We start from the raw sequence: 23,682 nt of genomic DNA on the forward strand, positions 1-23,682 counted from the left end.
TCTAATTTATAATAGTTTCAAGAATTATTTTATTTTGCTCACCTACTTTTGGTGCTGCTTTAGTACTGGTCAAAATTTGTCCGTCCAACTGAATCGGACTTCGGGTAGTAACTATCTTTCTATGCTCGGCATTTTCAATTGTCTGCTTCATTGGCATACCAAAATCAATTGCGTCCAAATCCTGATAATTCAATACTTTTCCACACCAAACGCCTTTTCCAATCAATAAATCCAACCAGTGATCGGTTGACTTTTGAATGATACGCTCGCTTAAAAGCGTTCTGATTTCATCACGGAATTCAAACCACAGCTGTTTTTCTCGGTATTTTTCCAAATTCACTTCGAGCAATTCGCTAATATACATTAAATCGCCCATAGCCAGCGAAAGATAACCATCCTGAGTTTTGTAAACACCATAAGGCGCACTCAAAAAAGCATGAGCACTTCCGGCAACATCACCTCTTTTTTGCAATTGTCCACCATCATTTAAGTACGAAGTAATGGCTTCAAATTGGACATCTAATATCGATTCGATTAAAGAAACTTCAACCAAAACGCCTTTATTAGTTTTGGCTCTTTTTAATAAAGCCGCCAAAAGTCCTTGTACCAAATGATTGCCACACATAATATCAGCAGTTGATAAACCAAAAGGAACCGGCCCCTGGCTATCTCTTCCGCTCAACCATGTCAATCCTGATAACGATTGTACCAATAAATCCTGTCCCGGTTTTTTAGCCCAAGGGCCTTCTTCACCATAACCTGAAACAACTCCGTAGATAATTTTTGGATTAATGGCAATGGCATCGGCGAAAGCCAAACCAATTTTATCCATAACACCCGGTCTGAAATTATGGGTCATAATATCAGCCTTGGCAATCAATTTTTTTACTAATTCTAAATCGTCCGGATTTTTAAGGTCGGCAGCAAAAGAGTCTTTGTTTCTGTTGATGGTATGAAAAAGCAAGCTGCTTTCGTCAACAAATAAGTCTTTAATACTCAATTGACGACAAGCCTCTCCTTTTACGGGTCTTTCTATTTTAATAACTCTGGCACCTAAGTCGGCGAGTTTTAATCCTGCTGAAGGTCCTGCCAAAAACTGGCAAAACTCTAAAACAACTAAACCTTCTAAAGGCCTCATACTGTTGCCTCGTTAAGTGATTTTACATACAAAGCGTCCATTGCTTCAAGCACAGCTACTTCATCACCACCGTTCATCAAATAATCACGCACTACATCACCGGCATGATCCTGGAAATACATATGTCCTGCATATCTTGGACGAAGGAAAGCACGCTCTAAGGCAGGTAAGGTATTTTTGAAATAATCGTGAGTGATTCCGTTAATTCTGTCGCTTTTCCAAGCTTGTAAATGTCCCGGTTGTCCGCCATTATCGGCAAAAATATTCTGCTGAACATGAGAAGAACCTGTAAATTCAGCATACTTTAAAGCTTCCGGAAGATTCGCGCTGAAAGAAGAAACTGCTAAACCTGTTCCTCCTAATGAGCTGATCATAGGCTGATCGTTCAACTTTACTAAATCATAAAAGTGAAGTAAATGTTTGCTGTAACCAATTCTTGAATAATTAGAATAGCCATAAGCAAACGGGCAATAAGCAATTTCATCAGTATTTACCATTGCCTCATAAACCTGAATTGGGTTTCTGTTGAAATTAGCAGCATCCATTAATTGCGCTAATTCGCGGTGCATTTGCAAAGCTTTAATTCCTGTTTCTTTTGAAATCACAGTTTCCTGAGACAAAAACGGAGCTTCGCCCAAACTACAACAAAACGAATAAAAAGTCATTAATGAATCTACCGGAATTCCGGCAAATGCAACCAGTCCTTTTTTGGCTAAAGCCAATAAATCTTCGTAAGTTTCAGGAACTTTTAAACCGTTTTTTTCTAAAATATCCAAACGTGCAGCAGCTACCGGAGTAGCAGCATCAATAGGCAAAGCCCAAAGTTTGTTGTGAAAAACATAACTTTCGTATGATTTACCAACGGTATTTACTTCCTGGTCTTTAATATATTCACTTGAAAAATGATCCGACAAAGGAACAATCGTATTGGTAGCAGCACCAAAACCTGTCCACGGATGATCAATCACCAATAAATCAAATCTTTTAGCTAAATCTTCAATCGAAGCATCGGCAAATTCCTGTAAGCTTCTTTTTTCCCAACTAATTTCTACATCTGGATACAGCTCAGTAAAACGCTGAGAAGTGGCAACCATTGGCAAAAGCCCTCTTGTATGGTTCCATGTAATCCCTTTCAATTTCTTCATTTTTTTTTACTTTTCTATTTTTTATCGGAACGCAGTTTTCCAAAGTTAAAATTAAGAAAACTAACTTATCCTTTTTTATCCGTTATTATCTAGGTTTTATCTGTTTTTCATCTGCAAAAACAACTGTGAATATAGTTATTAAAACAACAATTCGAGTGCTTTTTTGTAGCATAACGAAACAAAAAACACTCGAATTGACATATTATTTTTTAACCACCCCGCCCGTTGGGCACCTCCCGAATTCTCGGACAAGCTCTCCCCAGGAGGGGAATTTCGAGCGCCATTCCCCTCTTTCAGAGGGGTGGTCGAAGACCGGGGTGTTTTAAATAACGTTTTATTACACCGCTACATCCCCACAAAAATGCACCTGAATTCCTAATTCCTGTAAAGCAGCTGCTTTGATTCGGCAACACTTGTTTGCTTCCGCTTCATTTTCAGCATATACCACCTGAATGTGATTCGCCTTATGGCGTCCCATCATCTGATCGCGACTCACTCCTTTTAAAACCGCATTCATAATAGGCCATTGTGGTGTAGTCATATTCCATCTTCTGTCTAATTCTTCTTTTGGTAAATCGACTGATTCCCCAATTCCCATATCACAATGCAAAGCATCATCCATCACATAAATACGACTCCAAACAATTGATCCCGGTTTACTCACACCTTTCACACTTCCTCCTCCTAATCTGAAATACATTTCCGGCTGTCTTTCGCTGGAAGTTCCTTCATAACCGCCTACAAAATGCTCCGGCGGTGCTGCTCCACTAATTAAGAATACCCAGACAAATCCGTCAATTCCGTTATTTTTGTAGTGTTCTCCATAACGCAAATCATGCAGGGTATTTTCACCTTTCAAGCCCATAGAACGCCACAAATTGTAGGTTACCAAAGCATCAATTCCGGCACATTCATCCACTTCGTTAAAATGTGGCAAAGCCTCTCCGGCAAACAACTCGTTTCCGGCTTCGTCAAAAACAGGAGGGCGGTTTTGATTGTTTAATAATCCTTCCACCAAATCACTTGCAGGAACTAAATCCTTCAAACCTTGTTGGTATTGAATCCCAATAGTATCACAACCAAATTCAGCTGCAATGCGTACTGCAGCAATGTACATTTTGCATTGTAACAAAGTCTGATTTCTGGTTAATTGAGTTGCTTCATCCGTTCCCCAGTCAAATTGCATTCCTTTATCAAGCAACCATGCTAATACTGCTTCGGCTTCTTCGTCTTTCACCGTTAGCATTTTTGCGTAAAGCGATGATTGCGATAATCTTTCTTTATAAATTCCTGTTGGATGCAACAAATGATCCGGAACAATGGCGTTGAACATTCCCATACAACCTTCGTCGAAAACCCCCATGATGGCTTTTTCTTTTCGGAATGCTTTTGCAAATGCAGTTCCTTTTGCTAATTCGTCAGCAGGAATTAGTGCTTTATCAAAAGCTTTTACGTGACTCAAATCCGGTTGAACGGTAGCGGTTTGCAACCAGTTTTTCAAATTACTTTTGAAAAAATCATCACTAAAATCTACACTCCACAACGTGCTGTATTCTACTCCCGCCTTAGTCAAAGAACCGTTTAAGTTCAACATTCCTACCAGTCCAGGCCATTCTCCGCTCCAGTTAGCCACCGTTAAAATTGGTCCCTGATGCGTTATCAAACCTGCCAAAACGTGGTGCGAATATTGCCAAACACTTTCAGCAACAATTAATGGCGCAGTTGGGTCAATGTTTTTAAAAACCTGCATTCCCATTTTCTGGCTGTCAATAAAACCGTGTTGTTTTTGCTCATCATAAGCATGCGCTCTGATGATTTTTCCGCCAGCCTCAGCCACCGCTTCTGATAATAATTGCTCCATTTGGGCTTGTGCATCCCAACATACCTGATTGGCCGATAAACGCAAATCGCCACTTGCTACTAAATAGATATTCATTTGTTAAATTATTTATATGCATAAAACACAAGACAATCTGAATTTTTCCAGGCTGTTTTGTGATATGCAATTAGTGATTATTTGTTATTTCCCGACTTTCTAAATTTCAATTTCAGAACTTTAAGTCTATTTTCAAATATGCTAAAAATTAGCATTTTGTCATTGTTGGTTATTTGCAACTATTTATAGGATATTATCATAAAAATGTTTTCAATTGTAAAAATTACACTAATTTAGCAAAATCATTCCAAACGCATTGTATATGAAGCCATTATTCCATAAAGTCCCAACCAGTATCCAAAGTTCTTTTGAAGTCAGACATGATAAGAAACCTAATTTTGGAAAGCTGTGGCATTACCACCCTGAACTCGAATTGCACTTTGTTGCTAAGGGTGAAGGAGTGCGCTTTATTGGTGACAACATCAGTAATTTCAGCTCCGGAGAAGTTATTTTGCTTGGCGAAAACCTGCCTCATACCTGGCGTTGTCATGAAGAGTATTATCAAAATAATTCCGCTCTTGATGTTGAAGCCATCGTAATTCACTTTCTACCCGATTGTTTAGGCAAAGATTTTATAAACCTGCCGGAATCATTTATGCTTCCGAAACTATTCGATAAGGCAAAAAAGGGAATGATTTTCAACGGAAAAGCCAAAGAAGAATTGATAGAGCTAATGAAGAAAGCCCCCAATGTGAATCAAATTGACAAGTTGATTATACTTCTTACTATCTTAAAAATACTTTCAGAAACGGAAGAATATACCGAGATCACTTCTTCGCATGCTTTTTATCAATCGAATGAATCGGATTCCATCCGACTCAATAAAATATGCAGTTATACGCTTTCGAATTATAAAAAAGAAATCACACTGAATGAAATCGCGGCATTCAGCAACTTGAGTGTGACCTCTTTTTGCCGTTATTTCAAGCTGATGACTAAGAAAACCTATTATGATTTTTTGATAGAAATCCGGATCAGTCATGCCTGCCGTTTACTCATTGAAAATAAAATCCCAACCGAAATGATTTGTTTTGAATGTGGTTTTAATAATGTTTCCAACTTTTACCGCCATTTTAAAAAAGTCACCGGAATTACTCCTATGGAATATAAGAAAAGGTATTTGTCGAATTGAAAGGAGAAGCAAGAAGCAAGAGAAAAGAGGCAAGAAAATAGATAAAAGAAAATAGACGAAACCGGAATTGTTCTCGCAAAGATTCACAGAGAAAACTGCAAAGAAGCGCTAAGATATTTTTTTTAAATTTCTTTTATTTCTCTAATCTGTGTTCCAAAAATTAATTTGCGACCCGAGCGATAGCGAACAGGCGAAGCAATTTGCGGTAATTTTTTTTATCAATTATTAACCCATCTGCCCGAAAAACTTCTGTACAGAAATTGTATTCAGAGCCCAAATTATGGTCAAAAAAGACTCTTACATCCCTATGCAATGCCCAAAAAATGGGAGGAGAGGACATTGCATAAAAACAATCGAACAGACGACTTAATAATCACTAACACTAACCAAAATATATAAACTAGAATGACAACTCATTCTGGAGAATATCGTACTCTTTTTGCAGTTGATCCACTGCATTTTTAACAACCGGAGTAAAATCACCTACTTCTCTGCGTGTAAAATTAGAAATAGACAAACCTCTTTGTTGTAAAGTATATTTAGCCACAATAGGATACACATCGTGCATAACACCCATATTTGTCACTAAAAACTGTTGCACCGCCGCTAATTCATCAGCTTTAGATGCGTCATTATAATTATCGCAAATCCAAACAATCAGTTCAGGAAAGAAATTCCCCTGAATACAGGACAATCCTGCCGAACCTGCTTTTAAGGATTCGATCGCATGCACCATATACGCATCATACAAACCGAATTCCGGATTTTTAACCACACTCAATTTGGCTTTAATCTGATTGATATCTAAGCTGGTGTCTTTATGATAAATTACTCTTCCTGTATTTACAAAATCCTCTAATTGTGAAGCCGACAATACTCTTTTATAAGGAACCGGACATTCGTAGAATCCTGTTGGTACTCCCGGAGTCAAATCCAATAACTGGTGTACATTGTTTACAAAGACTTCATCCGAATCATTTTCTTTAGCCAATAAACCTGAAATTAAAATCACAGCATCGATTCCGGTTCCGTAGATTTTATTGGTAAAATCAGCCTGCTGCTGAATCGTTCCTTCAAAAGTCCCTGTAGCTACAATTGGCACCTGACCCGCCACTACATCAACCACGTGTTTTGTTACCTGAAGACGTTCTGCTTCGGATAATTCAAACATTTCACTAGACAAACAATTGGCAAATAAACCAGTAACACCGGACTTTAAATACAACTCCGTAAGAGCCGTTAGTGTTTTGTAATCAATGCTACCATCATTATTAAATGGCGTTAACATTACCGGAATAAATCCCTTTTTTGAATTGTTCATCGTATTCTATTTTCTTCTTTTATTATATAATTAAGCTTTTACGCTTCTAAATTTTGCTATAGTTGCTCCGGTAAGATAGATCGAAAGCGTTCCCACAACGATCACCATATTAGCATGAAGCGGACTTCTTAAAAAATCATATCGATCCGGAATCAGGCTCGAAAGCGACAACCAAAGAATCACCATAATTCCTATAATCGTTGCAGCCATAGCCTCGGTATTTCCTGATTTTTTACTGATAATACCCAAAAGGAAAAGCCCCAGCATTCCTCCTGCAAAAATGCCTGACAATTGCCACCAGATGTCCAGAATACTTTTTACCCCAATCATCGCGATACCACAGGCCATTCCGCCCAATCCAAACAAAACGGTTCCGATATACAGCAAACGCATATTTTGTTTGTCGCTGATTTTTTTCTTCGAATAACGCTTGTAGATATCCTCTGAAAACACTGTTGCCGAAGCATTCATTCCCGAACTTATAGTACTCATAGCCGCCGAAAGAATCGCCGAAACTATTAGTCCCAATAAACCCGTAGGAATCATGTTGACCATGAAATTAGGCATCACCTTATCACCATAATCTGATGGTTGTAATGTTTTTGCATAATTGGCAATATCAATTTGAGAAGCCGTTGCTCCAAGATGTTCGGCAGCTGCCTGTAATTTAATTGGCTCAATCAACGAAGGAGTTGTTTGATAGTAAGCAAACAAACAAGAACCAATTACAAAGAAAACCAACGAAACCGGAACAAACATCCAAACACACAACCAAATTGACTTTGAAGCCTCTTTAGCCGAAGACGAAGCATGATAACGCTGTACATAATTCTGGTCCATTCCAAAATTATTCAGGTTGATAAAAAACCCATATAACAATACCACCCAAAAAGTAGAAGTGGTAAAATCAAGTGCAAAGCTGCCCAGACTAAACTTATCACTTTCCTGACCAATGGCTATAATTTTAGAAACACCTCCCGGCATTTTGGAAACAATCAAATACAGAATTAACAAAGCACCCGCTGTTTTCAAAACGGCCTGAACCACTTCGGTCCAAATTACCGCTTCGATTCCACCCAATACCGTATAAATCACAATACAAATACCGGTAACCAACATAATGGTTTCCATACTAAAACCCGTCAGGGCTTGCAGTGTAAGGGAAATTCCAAAAAACACCGAACCCATTCGGGTAATTTGTGTCAGCAAAAAACAAACCACAGCATAAGTTCTTGCCCAGGGACCAAAACGTTTCTCTAAATTAGTATAAGCCGAAACCTCTCCCGTGCTGCGGTAAAACGGCACAAAATATTTAGCCGCCACCCAGGCTGCAAATGGCATCGAAATACTAAAAACAAAAGCATTCCAATTTCCTCCAAACGCCTTTCCGGGAACACCTAAAAAAGTATTGCTGCTTAAAAAGGTAGCATATATTGACAATCCTATTGCCCAGCCCGGAATCTTACCGGAGGCTTTAGTGTACTGCTCTGAACTTTCGTTTTTTCTGGAGAAATAAATTCCCACGCCCACCATTGCAATCAAATAGAGTACAATAATAGCGATATCTAATAATGGTAAATTTTTCATTTATTAAAGATGGGATTTTAAATTCAATTCTCCTCAACAATAAGTATATCGTACAACTTATTGATGATTTTACAAATTTATCCCAAAACTACAACGATTTCCTATGAGATTTTTTCAGAATATTATAGGATATTATCATAAAGTGTTGGATATACGCTTATGAAGTGTCAAATTCCCGATCAAAACAAATTTTTTCAAACCAAAAACACCCGAAAAAACACATTAACAGTTAGTTACAATTAACCAAAACATAACCGCAAAGTCATTGTGAGTTTCGATAACTATCGGAACGAAGCAATCGCACTAAAACAAGTCCGGAACAATTGGAATCGATATACTAGATGTGATTCCTCGTCCCTAGGAATGACAAACTGAGTGTTTAAAAATGGTATAAGAAGCTGTTCCTGCCCTTCGCTTCACTCTTATTTGTAGTCTTGTATTTTTCTAAGCGCCAAAAAGGAGCTTATACAAATTCTATTCATTTTTTGCTCCAATATGTAAAGGTATAATGCCGATATAGTATGAAAATAGTCCATTTTTTTTGGACTATATTGAATACATAATCGGTATTCCTCCAGTCGCTCTTTTGGCAGAAGAAAAAATCACAAGCCTCCCGCATCAGAAGTTGCACTCCGGTCAGGGCTATGATTTAGAAATGAAATTTCATTTTTATTAATCTATTGACATTTTTGCAGATTCCTTCCAAAGATAATTTGGTAATGGCTCATTTAGTTCCCATTTAATGTTCATTGGTTTTTCACCTTCATTTTCTTTAAAATTTCCTTCTCCAATAAAAACATAACCCATTGTATTTCCATTTCCATCTTTTGCTTTTTCTCTTACAAAAAGCAAAATCTTCTTGTCATTTTCTTGATGTTTAACATAAGATAATCCTTTGCCAATATCTGGTCTTGATGAATTTTGACTTTGCCAATGGAATAAAGTTTCGCTAATTGCATAATCATCATACATTGTAGTTGGAGAAAAATTTTCTTCTGATTTAATCAAATTGATGAAAAGCAATTCTGTATTCAAATCTGTATTCTCTGCAACACCTTCTCTACTTGGTGACTTTCTATAAAATGTACTTAATCTAAAAGCTGATAAGATTTGGTCTCTTGTATATCTAGCATGCAACTTTAAAGGCTGATTATATGGCAATTCAATTTCTATTTCTTTGAAGTCAACTTTATCAATTAATATTTCTAAAACCTCAATAATCTCAGCTACTAAAATTTTATTTTTTCCAATTGCTCTAATACTTTCTTCTAATGATTTAAATAAACCATGCGTTTGCCAAACATCATAGTACAACATAAGCAACATAGTTTTCCCATTCTCATCAAAATCATTTAAACTAATATTAAATCCTTGCTTTGCGATTTTAAGAATAAAACTAAAATAACTCGTCGAATTAGTCGAGAGCCATTTATTACTTATTGCAGAATAAATTTGTTTTTCGTTCGTATTATCAAAATCCTCAATCACTCCTGCTTTCTTACATAATCCTGACCAAGTTTCTTTTTTTGAATAAATCATTTCAATTGAAATATGATTTAACTCCATAAAGTTCTCTAAGCTTAATGATAATGTAGTTTGATGTTGAAAATTTCTAATCTTATTAATTAATTGATTTACATTTAATGATGTTGCTTTTTTGATATTTTCAAGTATTGTTTCTTTTGCTTTTTTCTCTAAAACAATAGAACAGCCTAATGGTAAATGTGGAAAATCATCTTCGATTTCTTTTCGAACTGAAGTGGTTGTTTTTCCAATTAAAGCCCTAAACTTGTTTTCAAAATCATATTCAGGTCTTGCATTTCCAACAAAATCCAAAACTGTTAAACAATCTTTCCCTTCAGCCAAACGCAAACCGCGCCCTAATTGCTGAAGAAAAACTGTTAAACTTTCTGTTGGCCGTAAAAATAAAACCGTATCAATTTCTGGAATATCTACTCCTTCATTAAAAATATCAACTACAAATAAATAATTGAATGATTTTTTCTTGAATTGTTCTCTAATTCTATTTCGTTCACTAGAATTTTTTGCAGTTAAATATTCTGCTTTTAAACCAGCTAAATTGAATTTTTCAGTCATAAAAACAGCATGTTCAACAGTCACACAGAAACCAATAGCTTGAACATCATTTATATCATTTGTATACTTTTTAAGATTGTCGATTATTTGTCCTACACGAATATTATTTTTGGTATACAAACTTGTCAATTCACTTGCTACATATTTACCTTTCTCCCATTTTACATTGGTTAAATCAATGCTATCTGTTATTCCAAAATACTGAAAAGGACTTAATAATTTCTTGTTTAATGCCTCTGGAAGCCTAATCTCAGCAGCAATACGGTTACAAAAATCTTTTAATATATCAGCACCATCCATTCTTTCAGGTGTGGCAGTTAATCCTAATAATATTTTAGGATTGAAATAATCTATGATTGGTCTATAAGTTTTAGCTTCAATATGATGCACTTCGTCAATAATAATAAAGTCATAATATTCAGAAGAAAGTTTAATTCCTTTAAGTCTATTATTTAAAGTTTGAACCGAAGCAAAAACATATTCATTAGAATTTGGTTCAATACCATCAACCCATAAATCCCCAAAGTTATTATCTTTTAAAATACCTCGAAAAGTTGCTCTTGCTTGTTCTAAAATTTCTTTTCTATGAGATACAAAAAGTAACTTCGAAGACGGATTATTGTTCTTAAAATTTTTATAATCAAATGCCGAAATGACTGTTTTTCCTGTTCCTGTAGCGGCAACTAAAAGATTTCTAAATCTATCGTGAACTGATCTTTCAACTTCTAATTTTTCAAGTATTTCACTTTGATAATGAAAAGGTTTTATGTCAAAATAAGATGTTGTAAAAGTATATTCTTTTGAAAATTTCCCTTGCTTAAGAGCATCTACCAATTTAACAGAATGAATATTTTTATTGTATAATTCAAACTCTGGATTTTGCCAATACGATTCAAATGTTTTCTTGAATTTATCAATAATATGTCCAACTTCTTTAGTTGTAATTTTTAAATTCCATTCTAATCCATCTGTTAATGCTGAACGAGAAAAATTAGAAGAGCCTATATAACCTGTATGAAAACCAGTATTTCTTTGAAATAAATAAGCTTTTGCATGCAATCTTTCATTACCTGTATTGTATGAAACTTTTACTTCGGTGTTTTTTAAAGAAGCTAAAAATTCAACTGCTTTTGAATCTGTCGCACCAATATATGTAGTCGTAATTACTCTTAATTTCCCTCCTCTCTCTGTGAATTCTCTCAATTCACGTTCAAGAATTCTAATTCCTTTCCATTTTATGAAAGAAACCAATAAATCAATTTTATCTGATGACAATATTTCTTTTCGTAATTCACTTTCTAAAGTTGTACCTGAGTTTCCACCTGTAAAAAGTTCACTATAAATTAATCTTGTGTAAGGTGTAATCTCTTTTAAATGTAAATCTAAATCGGTAAAATGTGAATCAATTTTTGTGAAAACAGCTTTTAAAATTTTCCCTTCTGTATCAATTAAGTCATCTTCAAAATCTTCATTATTCAATTCTTCTTTTAAAAATTGAATAATTTTATTCGAGACTTTTATTTGATTATCTATTAAATCAATTTCTTTTCCTTTTGGAAGGTTTTCTAAAGCATGTCTAATCACTTTCCCAATATGCTGAGATAACAATTGAGATGCTTCTGCTTTATCTATTGTAGTTTTTTTTACTTGAAATTTATCTTTATCAAGTTCATTAATTTTATAACTAATTAGTTTGGTTACCAATTCTTCATACAGTCCTTGATTCATAATTCAAGTTTTAAAAATTCCTCAACAATTGGCAAATCTGCTTCTGCCCAATCTAAATCTAATAATTCCGATTTATCTAATAACTTAAAATCTTTATGTTCAGCTAAAATAATGCCACCTGAGATGTAATTTGCTAAAAAAGGGATTAAATTTATTTTAAAAGTTCCATAATCATAAATACTATTTGAGAGTCTTCTAAAAACATCTATTTCAATATTTATTTCTTCCTTAATTTCTCTTTTAATACATTCTATTTCATTTTCATTTTCCTCAACTTTTCCTCCTGGAAACTCCCATTTTAAAGGCAATTTCATATCTTCACCTCTTTGAGTTACTAAGATTTTTTTATCAACAAAGATTATAGCACAAGTAACATTAATCATAAATTCATTTTTTCTATAAACTTAAAATTTAATTTTAAAATAAACGATTACTTGTTAAAAGTAAATTTTCATTTTTTTAATTTTCAACTTAAAAAGGCTTAATTATCTTAAACAACACCCATATCAAACTTTTTATTACCTTTAAAACCACTTTTTAATTCCCAAAACATGAGATCATTAGCGATATTTATTTTTTCTTTTGTCATTTTCAGCTGTGAAGCACAGTTAAAAACAAATAATGCGATTTCGCTTCAGGAAGATGCGAAAAACTACAGCTTAGAAACCGTTGTTGATGGTATTAACAATCCCTGGGGAATGGCTTTTTTGCCGGATGGTTCGCTGTTAATTACGGAGAAATCAGGTATTTTATATCATTTTAAAAACGGCACAAAAACCGAAGTCAAAAACCTTCCTGCGGTTTATAATCGTGGTCAGGGCGGTTTGATGGATATTGTGTTGCATCCTAACTATGTACAAAACGGCTGGATTTACATTACTTACGCTTCCACCGAGGGCGAAGGCGAAGGTGGGAACACCAAACTTATCAGAGCCAAACTCGAAAACGAAAGCCTTGTCCAAATAGAATCTTTATACAAATGCGGTCCGAATACTACCAGAGGACAGCACTTTGGTTCACGAATTGTTTTTGACAACGCCGGTTATTTGTATTTCTCGGCAGGAGAACGCGGCAATCATTTTGTGAATCCGCAGGATATTAAAAGAGATAACGGAAAAATCTACCGCCTGAATGACGATGGAAGCATCCCCAAAGACAATCCTTTTGTGGGACAAGCCAATGCCAAAGAAGCAATTTATTCTTACGGACACCGCAATCCGCAAGGACTGGCAAAAAATCCCGTGACTGGCGCTATCTGGGAACACGAACACGGTCCTCAGGGTGGCGACGAAATTAACATTATCAAAAAAGCAGCTAATTACGGCTGGCCGGTGGTGACCTACGGCATTGATTACGACAACAGTAGTATCAGCAACATCCAACAAAAAGAAGGCATTGAAGATCCTCTTTATTACTGGGCGCCTTCTATTGCTCCTAGTGGCATGGCTTTCATAACCAGCAACAAATACCCGGACTGGAAAGGACATTTATTGGTAGGATCGCTAAAATTCCAATATCTGGAATTGGTAAAATTAGACGGAAACAAAGTCATTGGCCGACAAAAAATCGCGACAAATGTTGGTCGCCTACGCAATGTAACACAAGGACCTGATGGTTTTATCTACATGGGCGTAGAAGGAAAAGGAATTGTAAAAATTATACCTAATTAAACGATGATTACTAAAATAAATATGGGCCTAAGCCTACTATTTTTGGGTGCTTTGTATTTTTCAAATGCAACTGCTCTCACTTCAAATTCAAATTACATTGCTATAACTGAACCGCAACAGCAAACTCCGCTACAAAAAAGCATCGCCCGTGGTAAAGACATTTATACTGATTTTTGTATCCAATGCCACATGGCAACCGGAAAAGGAAACGGAACTACCTTCCCTCCCTTGGATGGTTCCGACTGGTTGAAAAACAAAAGAACACAAAGCATTCATGCAGTCAAATACGGTCAAAAAGGCGAGATAACCGTCAACGCAAAAAAATACAACGGCATTATGCCTCCGGCGGGTTTAAGCGATGAAGAAGTTGCCGATGTAATGAATTATATAATGAATTCCTGGAGTAATAAAACAAAAAAAATGGTTACGATCAAAGAAGTTACATCGGTAAAACCTTAAGGAAGAAACCATTATCAAACATCAATAAAAACCTCTAATTCGCAGATTAAAAAAACTGCGGATTAGCGGTTAATTATTAATTACAATTCGGTGGCTGAATCATACTTTAAACTCCAAAATAGCGTTCAAATACTTTACATTTGTAGTAAACCCAAATGCGCTTTTTCATGAAAAATTATACTTTAGCAAGCCTTATTTGCCCTTTTTTATTTTTACTTTTTTCAAATTGCAATCCAAACAAATCCAATCCCGAAGAAGGAACAGCGCAGGATACTGTTTTAATCAAAAAAGAAGACATTAAGAAAAAATCCATCACTGCCATTGACACGGTGGATTACAACCGAAGAATGATTGCCTTAAGCAACAAAGACACTACGGGAAGATGGCCGGTAAAAACGCCTTATCCGTTGCCGGGAGCACTATTGCCCTACAACAGAATCATTGCGTTTTACGGAAATTTGTATTCGAAAAGAATGGGAGTTTTAGGCGAATATCCGAAAAACGAAATGATTGAAAAACTACAGGGAGAAGTGGCCAAATGGCAGGCTGCCGATACTACTGTGAATACCATTCCGGCCTTTCATTACATTGCTGTTTCGGCTCAAAGTCAGCCGGGAAAGGCAAACCGATACAATATGCGCATGCCTTTTAAACAAATTGATACCCTTTTAAGCTGGGCAAAACCTATCAATGCCTTGGTTTTTTTAGATATTCAGGTGGGGCATAGTAATGTAAAAGATGAAGTAAGTCAACTGGTCGATTATCTCGCTTTGCCTAATGTTCATTTGGGCATTGATCCGGAATTCTCCATGAAAGAAGGTCATGTTCCCGGTAAAAAAATCGGAACTTTCTCTTCTGATGACATTAATGATGCGATAGACATTCTGGCTAAAATTGTCCGTGAAAAGAAACTGCCTCCAAAAGTATTAGTAGTACACCGTTTTACCCAAGGTATGGTGACCAATTACAAAGCCATTAAAACCGTTCCCGAAGTTCAGATAGTGATGCACATGGATGGTTTTGGCAGTCAGGTTTTAAAACGTTCTACTTATTTAAGATACATTTTCAGAGAACCGGTTCAGTTTACAGGTTTTAAATTATTTTACAAAAACGACAACTGGAACGACTGGAAAATGTACACACCTGAGCAACTGTTACAATTCACTCCAAAACCGATTTACATTCAATTTCAATAATTTTCGAAATGAAAACAACCCTATTCTTTGCTGCAATTGGTCTTTGTTTAACATTAAGCTGCCAACAAAACAAGGAAATTCCCGCTGAAAAAGAAGCTGTAATTCCGGAAAAAACAGCAGTACCTAAAACGGCTGAAAAACCAATACTAAACGATGCCGCTGCAATTTTGGCCCGAAAAGAAGTGCCCATTTTGTGTTATCATAATATCAAAGATTTCTCAGATTCTGCAGGCGAAATGACCAAAACTTATACGGTAAAACCGGCAAACTTTGCTGAACAGATGAAAGCCTTAGCCGATGCGGGCTACCAAAGTATTCTGCCCGACCAATTGTATGACTATTTGGTACATAACAAACCATTACCGGAAAAGCCTGTGATGATTACCTTTGACGACACCAGAGGCGAACAATACAGCATTGGCGCAGCCGAAATGAAAAAATACAACTTCAAAGGCGTTTTCTTTGTGATGACTGTTTCCATCAACCGTCCGAATTATTTAAGCGCAACAGAAATTAAAGCACTCTCCGATTCCGGACATACCATTGCAGCCCACACCTGGGATCATCACATGGTTACCAAATATACCGGTGAGGACTGGGAAACACAATTGGTCAAACCAAAAGCCAAACTCGAAGCAACCACAGGAAAACCGATCAATTACTTTGCTTATCCTTTTGGATTATGGAATAAGGAAGCCATTCCTGAAATTAAAAAAAGTGGCTATAAAATGGCTTTTATCCTTTCGACCAAAAGAGATTCGATTGATCCGCTTTATACGGTAAGACGGATGATTGTATCCGGAAACTGGACCAGCGAACGCATGATGGAAGCAATGGAAGCTACTTTTAAAAACACGAAATAATCATTTTAGATTTTAAAATCTTTCGAATAAAACAGCTGCTTTTTGCCACAGATTACACAGATTCTCACAGATTTTTCATTAACAAAAGAGAATCCTTTTTAATCCTTATAATCTGTGGCAGAAATAATAATCTATCAGTAAGGCGAATACTCTCGAACTCTTTTATCTCAATCCAAAAACATTTTCTTAAAATCGGTGTAATCCGTGAAATCTGTGTTCCAATACTTATAGCTGTATTACGAACTGATTTTACTGTTGAGAAATTTGAAAAAAAATGAGTTTAAAAACACTATTTCTCAAAAAACACAGCAGCAAAAAAAGAATGTTGCATTAATTACATTATTCGCAACAAAAACAAAATTACTTATTAAAAAATTTGTTAAATTAGCCTTAAAGCTGATATTTTTTTAATCAAATTTTGTTTTTATTAATTTTTCAATAATGTTGTGATGGTAAATTTAACACCTAAATTAAGCCCAAAAGGATGGGATGAAATGTTCTCCAGAGACGGAGTAAGAGATGCTTACAAACAAGTGTTACAAACATTAGAAAGTTTAAATCTTGACAAACTGAATGTAAAACAGAAACAGGCTTCGGATATTTTTATGAATCAGGGGATTACCTTCACGGTTTATAGTGATGATAATCAGGGGATAGAACGCATCTTTCCTTTTGACATTATCCCGAGAATCATCACTAAAAACGAATGGATTGAAGTTGAAACCGGAATTACACAAAGATTAAAAGCCTTAAACTTATTTCTGGAAGACATTTACAACGAACAGCTCATTATTAAAGACGGTATAATACCGGCTTCATTAATCGCTTCCTGTCCGCATTATCTGCCGGAAGCTCATGGTATCAAGGTGCCGCATAACATTCATGTTCATATTGCCGGTATTGATTTGATACGAGGAGAAAAAGGCGAATTTTATGTACTGGAAGACAATCTGCGATGTCCCAGTGGCGTGAGCTATATGCTGGAAAACAGGGAAATTACCAAACGTATTTTTCCGGAAATGTTCCGTGCTAACAATGTGAGTATGGTGGCCAACTATCCTATGATTTTTCATAACATTTTAGTTTCACTTTCTCCCAGAAGTATTCCTAATCCCAATGTGGTTTTACTAACTCCGGGCGTTTACAATTCGGCTTATTACGAGCATACTTTCTTAGCCAGACAAATGGGAATTCCGCTGGTAGAAGGTCGGGATCTGGTAGTGAACAATCACAAAGTGTATATGAAAACCACTTCGGGTCTGCAACAGGTTGATGTGATTTACCGCCGTCTGGACGATGAATATCTGGATCCGTTAGTATTTAAACCCGATAGCGCACTGGGAGTTCCGGGATTGATTAGTGCCTACAAAATGGGTAACGTGGCTCTGGTAAATGCCGTAGGAAACGGGGTTGCCGACGACAAAGCCATTTATGCTTTTGTGCCGCAAATGATTAAATATTACCTGAACGAAGAACCTATTTTAAAAAACGTTCCCACCTATCAAATGGAAAATCCCGAGGAACGTGAACTGGTTTTTGCCGACATGGAAAATATGGTTATCAAAGAGACCAATCAAAGTGGTGGCTACGGCATGGTGATGGGAAACAAAGCTACCGAAGCAGAACTCGAAGCAGCCAAAGTGGCTATTTTAAATAATCCCAGAAACTTTATTGCGCAGCCTATCATTCAGTTGAGCACCGTTCCCTGTTATATTGACGGCGAATTAAAACTGCGTCATGTGGATTTACGTCCTTATGCTTTATGTGGTCCTAACGGCGTGAAAATTGTTCCCGGCGGACTTACCAGAGTAGCATTGACCGAAGGTTCTCTGGTGGTGAATTCATCACAAGGCGGCGGAAGTAAAGACACCTGGATTATGAAATAAATGAAGTCGAAATTGTTTTTTAAACTATTAAAGAAATTGCTATGGAAGTAAATATGCTCAGTCGTGTAGCCGACGGAATGTTCTGGCTTAACCGATACATGGAAAGAACCGATGGAATGCTGCTTACCCTCAATACCCTCTATATCATGTCATTTGATCAGGAAACAAATGATTATCAGGGATACAAACCGCTATTAAAATATTATACCGATTTGCCTCCTGAATACATAGCCGAATTCCAGCATGATACTAATTTTGTATTGAAATACGTCATTTGCGACAACAAAAACATCAACTCTGTTCGCAACCTCATTACCAAAGCCCGTGAAAATGCCAGAGGCTCTCAGGATAAAATTACCAAAGAACTTTGGGAACACATCAATTCGATGTACCATTATATCAACTCGGCCGATTTGCCTAAAAGACTGGAAACACCCGAAGCCATTAACATTTTGGCCAAACTCAATAAAGATTTCCTGCTTTACAACGGTATTTTTCATGTTACCATGCCCCGAGGTTTAGGCTGGTGTTTTTCAAGCATTGGTAAACATATCGAAAGATGTTTGCAAACCATTTCGATGACACAATCTTACTATGCCACTATTGAATACAATTTAGACGGAAAAGAAGATTTACTCTATTGGCGAAAATTATTATTGTCTTTATCCGGTTATGAATTATACCTTAAAAGTTACAGTAACATTCCGCACAACCGAAAAGTAATCCAACATGTGATTTTCAATCCTGATTTTGCCCACTCGGTGATATTTACTTTAGGATTAATCGAAACCTATTTAGAATGTATTTTCAAAAACAATAACCTTATGGAAGCGCGTACTATGCGTAACCAATTTGGACGTTTAAAAAGCTACATTGAATACACCGATTACCATCATCTTAGCAACTATCAATTAGAGCAGGTACTCAAAAACACCAAAGACCAATTAAATGAATTTTCAATGGATTTTTCTAAATTATTCTTTTCATATACCTAAAAACAATGGCCGTTTTCAATATCATTCATATTACCAAATACCAATACAACCTGCCCATCAAAGAGAGCATTAACGAAATTCGTTTGTTTCCGCATAACTTTGAAAATCAGGATGTATTGCAATACCAGCTTTCCATTACACAAAACCCTAATGTAGCTTACACCAACGATTATCATGGCAACAGAGTAGGGAATTTTAACACCCTAGAAGCCCATACCGAAATGACGATTGAATCAAGAATGCTCGTACGTGTCAATCATTCGCTTAAAATTCCTGAAATTGACCATACTAAGGTTTCTGATTTGAATTTGTACAACGATATTTATCTATTGCGTCTTTGTTATCCGGAAACCATCACAAAACAGGATGAAATTGATGCCATTCTAAAAGAAATTGATTGTTCCAATAAATCCATCATCGAAATTGCCTACGAATGCAGTCAATACATTTATACCCATTTTGCTTACACCAAAGGCATCACCAACATAGAAACTACCGTTGATGAAATTCTGGGACATCGCAAAGGCGTTTGTCAGGATTTTGCCAATGTGTTATTACAATTATTACGAACTGCCGGTATTCCTTCCCGATATGTAAGTGGTTATATTTGTCCGAACGAAAGCGGTCTAAGAGGCGAAGGCGCCACCCACGCCTGGGTTGAAATTTATACTCCAAAACAAGGCTGGCTTGGCATTGACCCCACTAATAATATTTGGACAATGGACAACCATGTTAAACTTGCCGTAGGACATCATTTTATAGATTGTACGCCTGTAAAAGGTACTTTCAAAGGTGTTTCTAAACAAACCCTCTCTGTTTGTGTTTCCATTGGTTATGAAGACGGAAGGCATTTTGAAGAAATCAACGATGTGGAATTAGAAAAAAATTCTGTTGAATTTCAACAACAATTGGATTATGCCGAACAACAGCAGCAGCAGTAGTTTTATATAAAATCCACTCCTAAATACAAAAAAAGCGAATCAGAAATCCGATTCGCTTTTTGTATTTTATCTAAACCTGAGTTAGTTAGCTAACCATCCCTGAGGGTTCATATAAGTTGTATTTTGCAACAATAAAAACTTAATTACAGTTTTACCTGTATCACCACTGGTTCTAATTCTACCCAGATTTTGTTTAATACCTACTTTATCCCCTTTACTTACATTAACGGTACTTAAGTTTTGATAAATAGTAAAATAGTCTCCATGCTGAATCATTACTGCCTTGTTTACAGGCGATAAAACCATCACACTGGCTACTTCTCCACCAAAAACCGCACGGGCATTAGCTCCGTCATTGGTCGTTATTTCCAGACCGCTGTTATGAACCACTAATGTATTGTAAATAGGGTGTGGCTGATCGCCATAGCCCAGAGAGATAAATCCTTTTTCTACCGGCCAGGGAAGATTCCCACGATTTGCTCTGAAATTATCCGCTAAAACTTTATCTGCCGGTGTCATTTCAATTCTTGAAGAGGACACTGAAGCTCTTGAAACGGTTTCTTTGACCTCTTTGACCTCTTTTGTGGTTGAAGATTTCGAAGAAGATTTGGACGATTTCTCGGCGGCGGCTAATGCAGCGGCTTTAGCACGTTCGGCAGCTGCTTTTCTGTTGGCTTCGGCAATAGCTTCGCGAATTAAACGGTTAATTTGGGCATCAATAGTTCTGGACTCTCTTTGTTTTTTTCGAATTTCAGAAACAATTCGGTTTTTATCTTTTTTAATCTGATTAACCAATTTTTCCTGTTCCTGTTTTTCTTTTACAAGCGTTTCTCTTTCCTTTTGATTTTCGGCCAGTAACTTTTGCTTGGCAATTTTTTGAAGCTTTAATTTTTCGTTATAACGAACTAATTCTGTCGATTTAGCGTTAATTTCTATTCCTTGGGATTTTCTAAAACTGGTATATTGTTTTAAATATTGTACCCTTTTATAAGCCTGTAAAAAATTCTCCGACGAAAGTATAAACATCGCCCTGCTTTGCTCAGAACGACTTTTATATGAATTGACAATTTTCTTGGCATAATCTTCTTTTAGAACCTTCAATTCTCTGTTCAGCTTGTTTATTTTAAGCTGATTCAAATACATGTCATTCGCTAAAAGGCGGGTTTGCTTCTCGGTAGTATGAATCAAATTTTCTTTCAGTCTAATCTTGTTCTTTTGAATCAAAAAAACATTCATAGCCGATTTTTCCTTTGACCTGACACTTTTCAGCATCTTTTCATTCTCTCTAATCTCTTTTTGAATTTGAGCTTTGCGTTGTTCTAATTTTTCTTGCTGCGACTGACTCCACATAGTAGAAGTCAAACACAGAAATAACAGACTAAGGAGATATTTTGGCATCTTAAAAACTATTTTTGGGCAAATTTACTTAATTATTATTCTTTTATAACCATCAGGAATACTATATGGGAAAGAAAGTTCTTCGTTGAATGAAACCGAATTGTAATTCAGATTAATTTCTGATTTTCCTTTAGGCTGAGCCGTCTTAATTTCAACGCTGGCAGGCAAATTAGCTTCTTTATGAGTTACTCTTTCCGGGTAAGTAATTTGAATGCTTCTGTTTTCAGCTGTTTGTGTTACTTCCTGTTTGTTTACACTAAAATCAGTTGGGTTAAAATAATAACTTTTTTTAGTATTTCCATTATTTGAATCGTCTAATCGATACAAATTATCTAACAGAATTTTGGTGTATTTTCCTTTATTCAAATCATCCAAAGCTTCTCCTGTCAACATGTTTTGGATTTTACTGTAATCTAAATCGGTGCCTAACCACTGACTCAATGCGCTGAAATCACCATCAAAATAAGTCCCTTTTACTTTTTCGTAATAACTTACCGATGTAGGAGTTATGGAAGCTTTTGCCATTGTTATACCCAGAAAACGAAGACTGACTAAAATTTGTTGGTCTTTCTTAATTTTAATTTCAGCCGTTACATTTTGGGCTTGTTTGTCATCAGCATAACGCGCATTAGCTTTAATGTATAATGTAGAAAAATCACTTTTATTGTTGTAATGATTATCTATTATTTTAGTTGCCTTCATATCATCAACAACCTCTTCAGTAACCGTTGCCGACGTTGCAACAGCCTTAGGTTTACAGGAAACCATAAAAACAATGGCTGCTATTGCTAAATACTTATTCATTTTGTTTTTTCTTTTTTAATAGTTCGTTAGCTTTCGAAAAATAGAACTCTTTTTTATTATTATCACCTAAACCATTAAAGGCTTCTCCCAGTTGAATATTATAACCAATTTCCAACGACAAATCTTCCACCACATAATCCATGCCCATTTCTAAGATTTCCTTAGCTTTTTTAAACTCTTGCAACTGATTGTAAGCTAATCCTGCAAAATAATAAAATTGGGCCTGAACCGGATACAATTCGATCATTTCTTGGGCAATTTTAGCAACTTTATCAAATTGCTCCATTTGAGAATAGACATCAATCAAAAGCAGATTAATTTCTACATCGGCTTCACCCATTTTTTTGAGTGCCATTTGATAGTATTTTATCGCTTTATTCCATTGTTTTTTATTGTGGTAATATTTAGCTATTTCCTTAGCAACATTCACATTTTTATCTTCGTCAAAATAAGCAATTGCCTTGTCTAAATCGGTTTCTAATTGTGGATTATTATTGACATAAATCAAAAATTCATTAAAAACACGATGCTTTATTTTACTGTCTATTGTTTTGCTTGCCAAAACCGTATTCATAGCTTTAACCGCTTTCTCACTATCATTGACAACTAAATAGTTTTTAAACAAACTGACCTGTACCCATTCGGAATTCGGAATTTCCTTTTCGAGTTTTCGAACCGTTTCCATTACTTTTTCCAAATCGTCTTTTTTTGAATACAAGTAAATCAACGCAATGTAATTTTCCTCAACCTTGGGATATTTATTAATTTGCTCAACCAGATTCGTTATTTCGCCATCCTGGTATTTTCCCTGAGACAAAATCTGAAGCTTATAATTTTCTCTCCTTTCTGATTTTCCAACCGTTTCATTCAACTCATTGATAAGCAGTAAAGCTTTATCAAATTCAGCGGTATTCATATACAACGAAGTCAAATCTTCTTTGAACTTGGGATCAAACAGAATCAGCTTATTAATCACCTTAATGGCATCGGCATAATCCCTGGTGGCATAATCCACATCATACATTCCTATCAAAAACCATTTGTTTTTAGGATCTAAACTATTGGCTTTTTCGAATGAAGAATAGGCATTTTTATAATCTTTTAAAGCCAAATAATTTTTGCCTAATTCATGATAAATCGTAGCATTATTGACATCTAATTTCAAACAGCGTTCGAGAGCCGTAATGGCTTTGTCGTAATTTTCAATTGCTTTTTGCTTTAAAGCTTCAAAAAAATACTCTTTAAACTTATTCTCTTCGGGTTTAATTTCTTCAGGTTCCGTTTGTCCCCATGACAAAGCCGAATTGCTTAGCAAAACCAACATTATCAGTAAAGAGACTGCCTTTTTCATTTTCCCGAATTAATCACATTATATATGCTTTTTTG

The 23,682-nt window shown here is 35.9% G+C and carries 18 protein-coding genes; 8 read left to right on the forward strand and 10 right to left on the reverse strand.

Translation table 11 applies throughout. The features are described from left to right. Position 1: 1 nt before the first annotated feature. The 3 genes from IEV84_RS03025 to IEV84_RS03035 form a co-directional block, all read right to left on the reverse strand. A complete protein-coding gene (locus IEV84_RS03025; protein ID WP_188492278.1) occupies positions 2-1,138 on the reverse strand; it encodes a CaiB/BaiF CoA transferase family protein in 1,137 nt (378 codons plus the stop codon). Continuing rightward, positions 1,135-2,283, reverse strand: a complete 1,149-nt coding sequence (locus tag IEV84_RS03030) for an ABC transporter substrate-binding protein (protein ID WP_188492280.1) — start codon at positions 2,281-2,283, stop codon at positions 1,135-1,137. The genes IEV84_RS03025 and IEV84_RS03030 overlap by 4 nt, the downstream gene beginning before the upstream one ends. Positions 2,284-2,620: 337 nt before the next feature. Further along, positions 2,621-4,219 carry a fucose isomerase gene (locus IEV84_RS03035; protein WP_188492282.1) on the reverse strand — a complete coding sequence of 533 codons (1,599 nt, stop codon included), beginning with the start codon at positions 4,217-4,219 and terminating at the stop codon, positions 2,621-2,623. 262 nt (positions 4,220-4,481) lie between these two features. Here IEV84_RS03035 and IEV84_RS03040 point away from each other — a divergent pair, with 262 nt between their 5' ends. Beyond that, a complete protein-coding gene (locus IEV84_RS03040; RefSeq protein ID WP_188492284.1) occupies positions 4,482-5,351 on the forward strand; it encodes an AraC family transcriptional regulator in 870 nt (289 codons plus the stop codon). Between the two features lie 400 nt (positions 5,352-5,751). Here the strand turns inward: IEV84_RS03040 and IEV84_RS03045 are convergent, their stop codons facing one another. The 4 genes from IEV84_RS03045 to IEV84_RS03060 form a co-directional block, all read right to left on the reverse strand. Beyond that, the gene (locus IEV84_RS03045; protein WP_188492286.1) at positions 5,752-6,672 is read right to left on the reverse strand and encodes a dihydrodipicolinate synthase family protein; all 921 of its coding nucleotides are present in this window, start codon (positions 6,670-6,672) and stop codon (positions 5,752-5,754) included. A 30-nt stretch (positions 6,673-6,702) separates the two neighbouring features. Further along, positions 6,703-8,259, reverse strand: a complete 1,557-nt coding sequence (locus IEV84_RS03050) for a sodium:solute symporter family protein (protein WP_188492287.1) — start codon at positions 8,257-8,259, stop codon at positions 6,703-6,705. A gap of 672 nt (positions 8,260-8,931) precedes the next feature. Further along, entirely contained in the window at positions 8,932-12,084 is a 3,153-nt protein-coding gene (locus IEV84_RS03055; RefSeq protein WP_188492289.1) for a DEAD/DEAH box helicase, read from the reverse strand. Further along, positions 12,081-12,467 (reverse strand): NUDIX domain-containing protein, encoded by a 387-nt coding sequence (locus IEV84_RS03060; RefSeq protein WP_188492291.1) that lies wholly within the window; start codon positions 12,465-12,467, stop codon positions 12,081-12,083. The genes IEV84_RS03055 and IEV84_RS03060 overlap by 4 nt, the downstream gene beginning before the upstream one ends. Positions 12,468-12,635: 168 nt before the next feature. Between IEV84_RS03060 and IEV84_RS03065 the strand changes: the two genes are divergently transcribed. The 7 genes from IEV84_RS03065 (at position 12,636) to IEV84_RS03095 (ending at position 20,094) form a co-directional block, all read left to right on the forward strand. Continuing rightward, positions 12,636-13,754, forward strand: a complete 1,119-nt coding sequence (locus IEV84_RS03065; RefSeq protein WP_188492293.1) for a PQQ-dependent sugar dehydrogenase — start codon at positions 12,636-12,638, stop codon at positions 13,752-13,754. A 3-nt stretch (positions 13,755-13,757) separates the two neighbouring features. Then, positions 13,758-14,213, forward strand: coding sequence for a c-type cytochrome (locus IEV84_RS03070; RefSeq protein ID WP_229732582.1), 456 nt, complete (start codon positions 13,758-13,760; stop codon positions 14,211-14,213). 167 nt (positions 14,214-14,380) lie between these two features. Further along, positions 14,381-15,409: a hypothetical protein gene (locus IEV84_RS03075; protein WP_188492295.1), complete on the forward strand. Its 1,029-nt coding sequence runs from the start codon at positions 14,381-14,383 to the stop codon at positions 15,407-15,409. An 8-nt stretch (positions 15,410-15,417) separates the two neighbouring features. Beyond that, complete coding sequence (locus IEV84_RS03080; protein WP_188492297.1) at positions 15,418-16,272, forward strand: polysaccharide deacetylase family protein; 855 nt, start codon at positions 15,418-15,420, stop codon at positions 16,270-16,272. Positions 16,273-16,721: 449 nt separating this feature from the next. After that, positions 16,722-18,158, forward strand: a complete 1,437-nt coding sequence (locus tag IEV84_RS03085) for a circularly permuted type 2 ATP-grasp protein (protein ID WP_188492299.1) — start codon at positions 16,722-16,724, stop codon at positions 18,156-18,158. 41 nt (positions 18,159-18,199) lie between these two features. Beyond that, positions 18,200-19,153, forward strand: a complete 954-nt coding sequence (locus IEV84_RS03090; protein ID WP_188492300.1) for an alpha-E domain-containing protein — start codon at positions 18,200-18,202, stop codon at positions 19,151-19,153. Between the two features lie 5 nt (positions 19,154-19,158). Next, a complete protein-coding gene (locus IEV84_RS03095) occupies positions 19,159-20,094 on the forward strand; it encodes a transglutaminase family protein (RefSeq protein WP_188492302.1) in 936 nt (311 codons plus the stop codon). 81 nt (positions 20,095-20,175) lie between these two features. On the opposite strand, the gene IEV84_RS03100 is transcribed toward IEV84_RS03095, so the two are convergent. Genes IEV84_RS03100 through IEV84_RS03110 form a run of 3 tightly spaced genes read right to left on the reverse strand, consistent with a single transcriptional unit; the run spans position 20,176 to position 23,647 of the window. Further along, positions 20,176-21,492 (reverse strand): murein hydrolase activator EnvC family protein, encoded by a 1,317-nt coding sequence (locus tag IEV84_RS03100; protein WP_188492304.1) that lies wholly within the window; start codon positions 21,490-21,492, stop codon positions 20,176-20,178. A gap of 24 nt (positions 21,493-21,516) precedes the next feature. Continuing rightward, positions 21,517-22,296: a lipoprotein insertase outer membrane protein LolB1 gene (lolB1, locus tag IEV84_RS03105; RefSeq protein WP_188492306.1), complete on the reverse strand. Its 780-nt coding sequence runs from the start codon at positions 22,294-22,296 to the stop codon at positions 21,517-21,519. Beyond that, positions 22,289-23,647 (reverse strand): tetratricopeptide repeat protein, encoded by a 1,359-nt coding sequence (locus IEV84_RS03110; protein WP_188492308.1) that lies wholly within the window; start codon positions 23,645-23,647, stop codon positions 22,289-22,291. The genes lolB1 and IEV84_RS03110 overlap by 8 nt, the downstream gene beginning before the upstream one ends. Between the last annotated feature and the right edge of the window lie 35 nt (positions 23,648-23,682).

Origin of the sequence: Flavobacterium palustre (genome assembly GCF_014639535.1) — a bacterium.
Taxonomy (GTDB): Bacteria; Bacteroidota; Bacteroidia; order Flavobacteriales; family Flavobacteriaceae; genus Flavobacterium; species Flavobacterium palustre.

Excerpts from the sequence above, each read along its gene's own strand:
- IEV84_RS03030 (WP_188492280.1), bottom strand. The coding sequence starts at position 2,283 with ATGAAGAAATTGAAAGGGATTACATGGAACCATACAAGAGGGCTTTTG.
- IEV84_RS03025 (WP_188492278.1), bottom strand. The coding sequence starts at position 1,138 with ATGAGGCCTTTAGAAGGTTTAGTTGTTTTAGAGTTTTGCCAGTTTTTG.
- IEV84_RS03035 (WP_188492282.1), bottom strand. The coding sequence starts at position 4,219 with ATGAATATCTATTTAGTAGCAAGTGGCGATTTGCGTTTATCGGCCAAT.
- IEV84_RS03085 (WP_188492299.1), top strand. The coding sequence starts at position 16,722 with ATGGTAAATTTAACACCTAAATTAAGCCCAAAAGGATGGGATGAAATG.
- IEV84_RS03070 (WP_229732582.1), top strand. The coding sequence starts at position 13,758 with ATGATTACTAAAATAAATATGGGCCTAAGCCTACTATTTTTGGGTGCT.
- IEV84_RS03080 (WP_188492297.1), top strand. The coding sequence starts at position 15,418 with ATGAAAACAACCCTATTCTTTGCTGCAATTGGTCTTTGTTTAACATTA.
- IEV84_RS03050 (WP_188492287.1), bottom strand. The coding sequence starts at position 8,259 with ATGAAAAATTTACCATTATTAGATATCGCTATTATTGTACTCTATTTG.
- IEV84_RS03060 (WP_188492291.1), bottom strand. The coding sequence starts at position 12,467 with ATGATTAATGTTACTTGTGCTATAATCTTTGTTGATAAAAAAATCTTA.
- IEV84_RS03055 (WP_188492289.1), bottom strand. The coding sequence starts at position 12,084 with ATGAATCAAGGACTGTATGAAGAATTGGTAACCAAACTAATTAGTTAT.
- IEV84_RS03100 (WP_188492304.1), bottom strand. The coding sequence starts at position 21,492 with ATGCCAAAATATCTCCTTAGTCTGTTATTTCTGTGTTTGACTTCTACT.
- IEV84_RS03090 (WP_188492300.1), top strand. The coding sequence starts at position 18,200 with ATGGAAGTAAATATGCTCAGTCGTGTAGCCGACGGAATGTTCTGGCTT.
- IEV84_RS03065 (WP_188492293.1), top strand. The coding sequence starts at position 12,636 with ATGAGATCATTAGCGATATTTATTTTTTCTTTTGTCATTTTCAGCTGT.
- IEV84_RS03110 (WP_188492308.1), bottom strand. The coding sequence starts at position 23,647 with ATGAAAAAGGCAGTCTCTTTACTGATAATGTTGGTTTTGCTAAGCAAT.
- IEV84_RS03040 (WP_188492284.1), top strand. The coding sequence starts at position 4,482 with ATGAAGCCATTATTCCATAAAGTCCCAACCAGTATCCAAAGTTCTTTT.
- lolB1 (WP_188492306.1), bottom strand. The coding sequence starts at position 22,296 with ATGAATAAGTATTTAGCAATAGCAGCCATTGTTTTTATGGTTTCCTGT.
- IEV84_RS03075 (WP_188492295.1), top strand. The coding sequence starts at position 14,381 with ATGAAAAATTATACTTTAGCAAGCCTTATTTGCCCTTTTTTATTTTTA.
- IEV84_RS03045 (WP_188492286.1), bottom strand. The coding sequence starts at position 6,672 with ATGAACAATTCAAAAAAGGGATTTATTCCGGTAATGTTAACGCCATTT.
- IEV84_RS03095 (WP_188492302.1), top strand. The coding sequence starts at position 19,159 with ATGGCCGTTTTCAATATCATTCATATTACCAAATACCAATACAACCTG.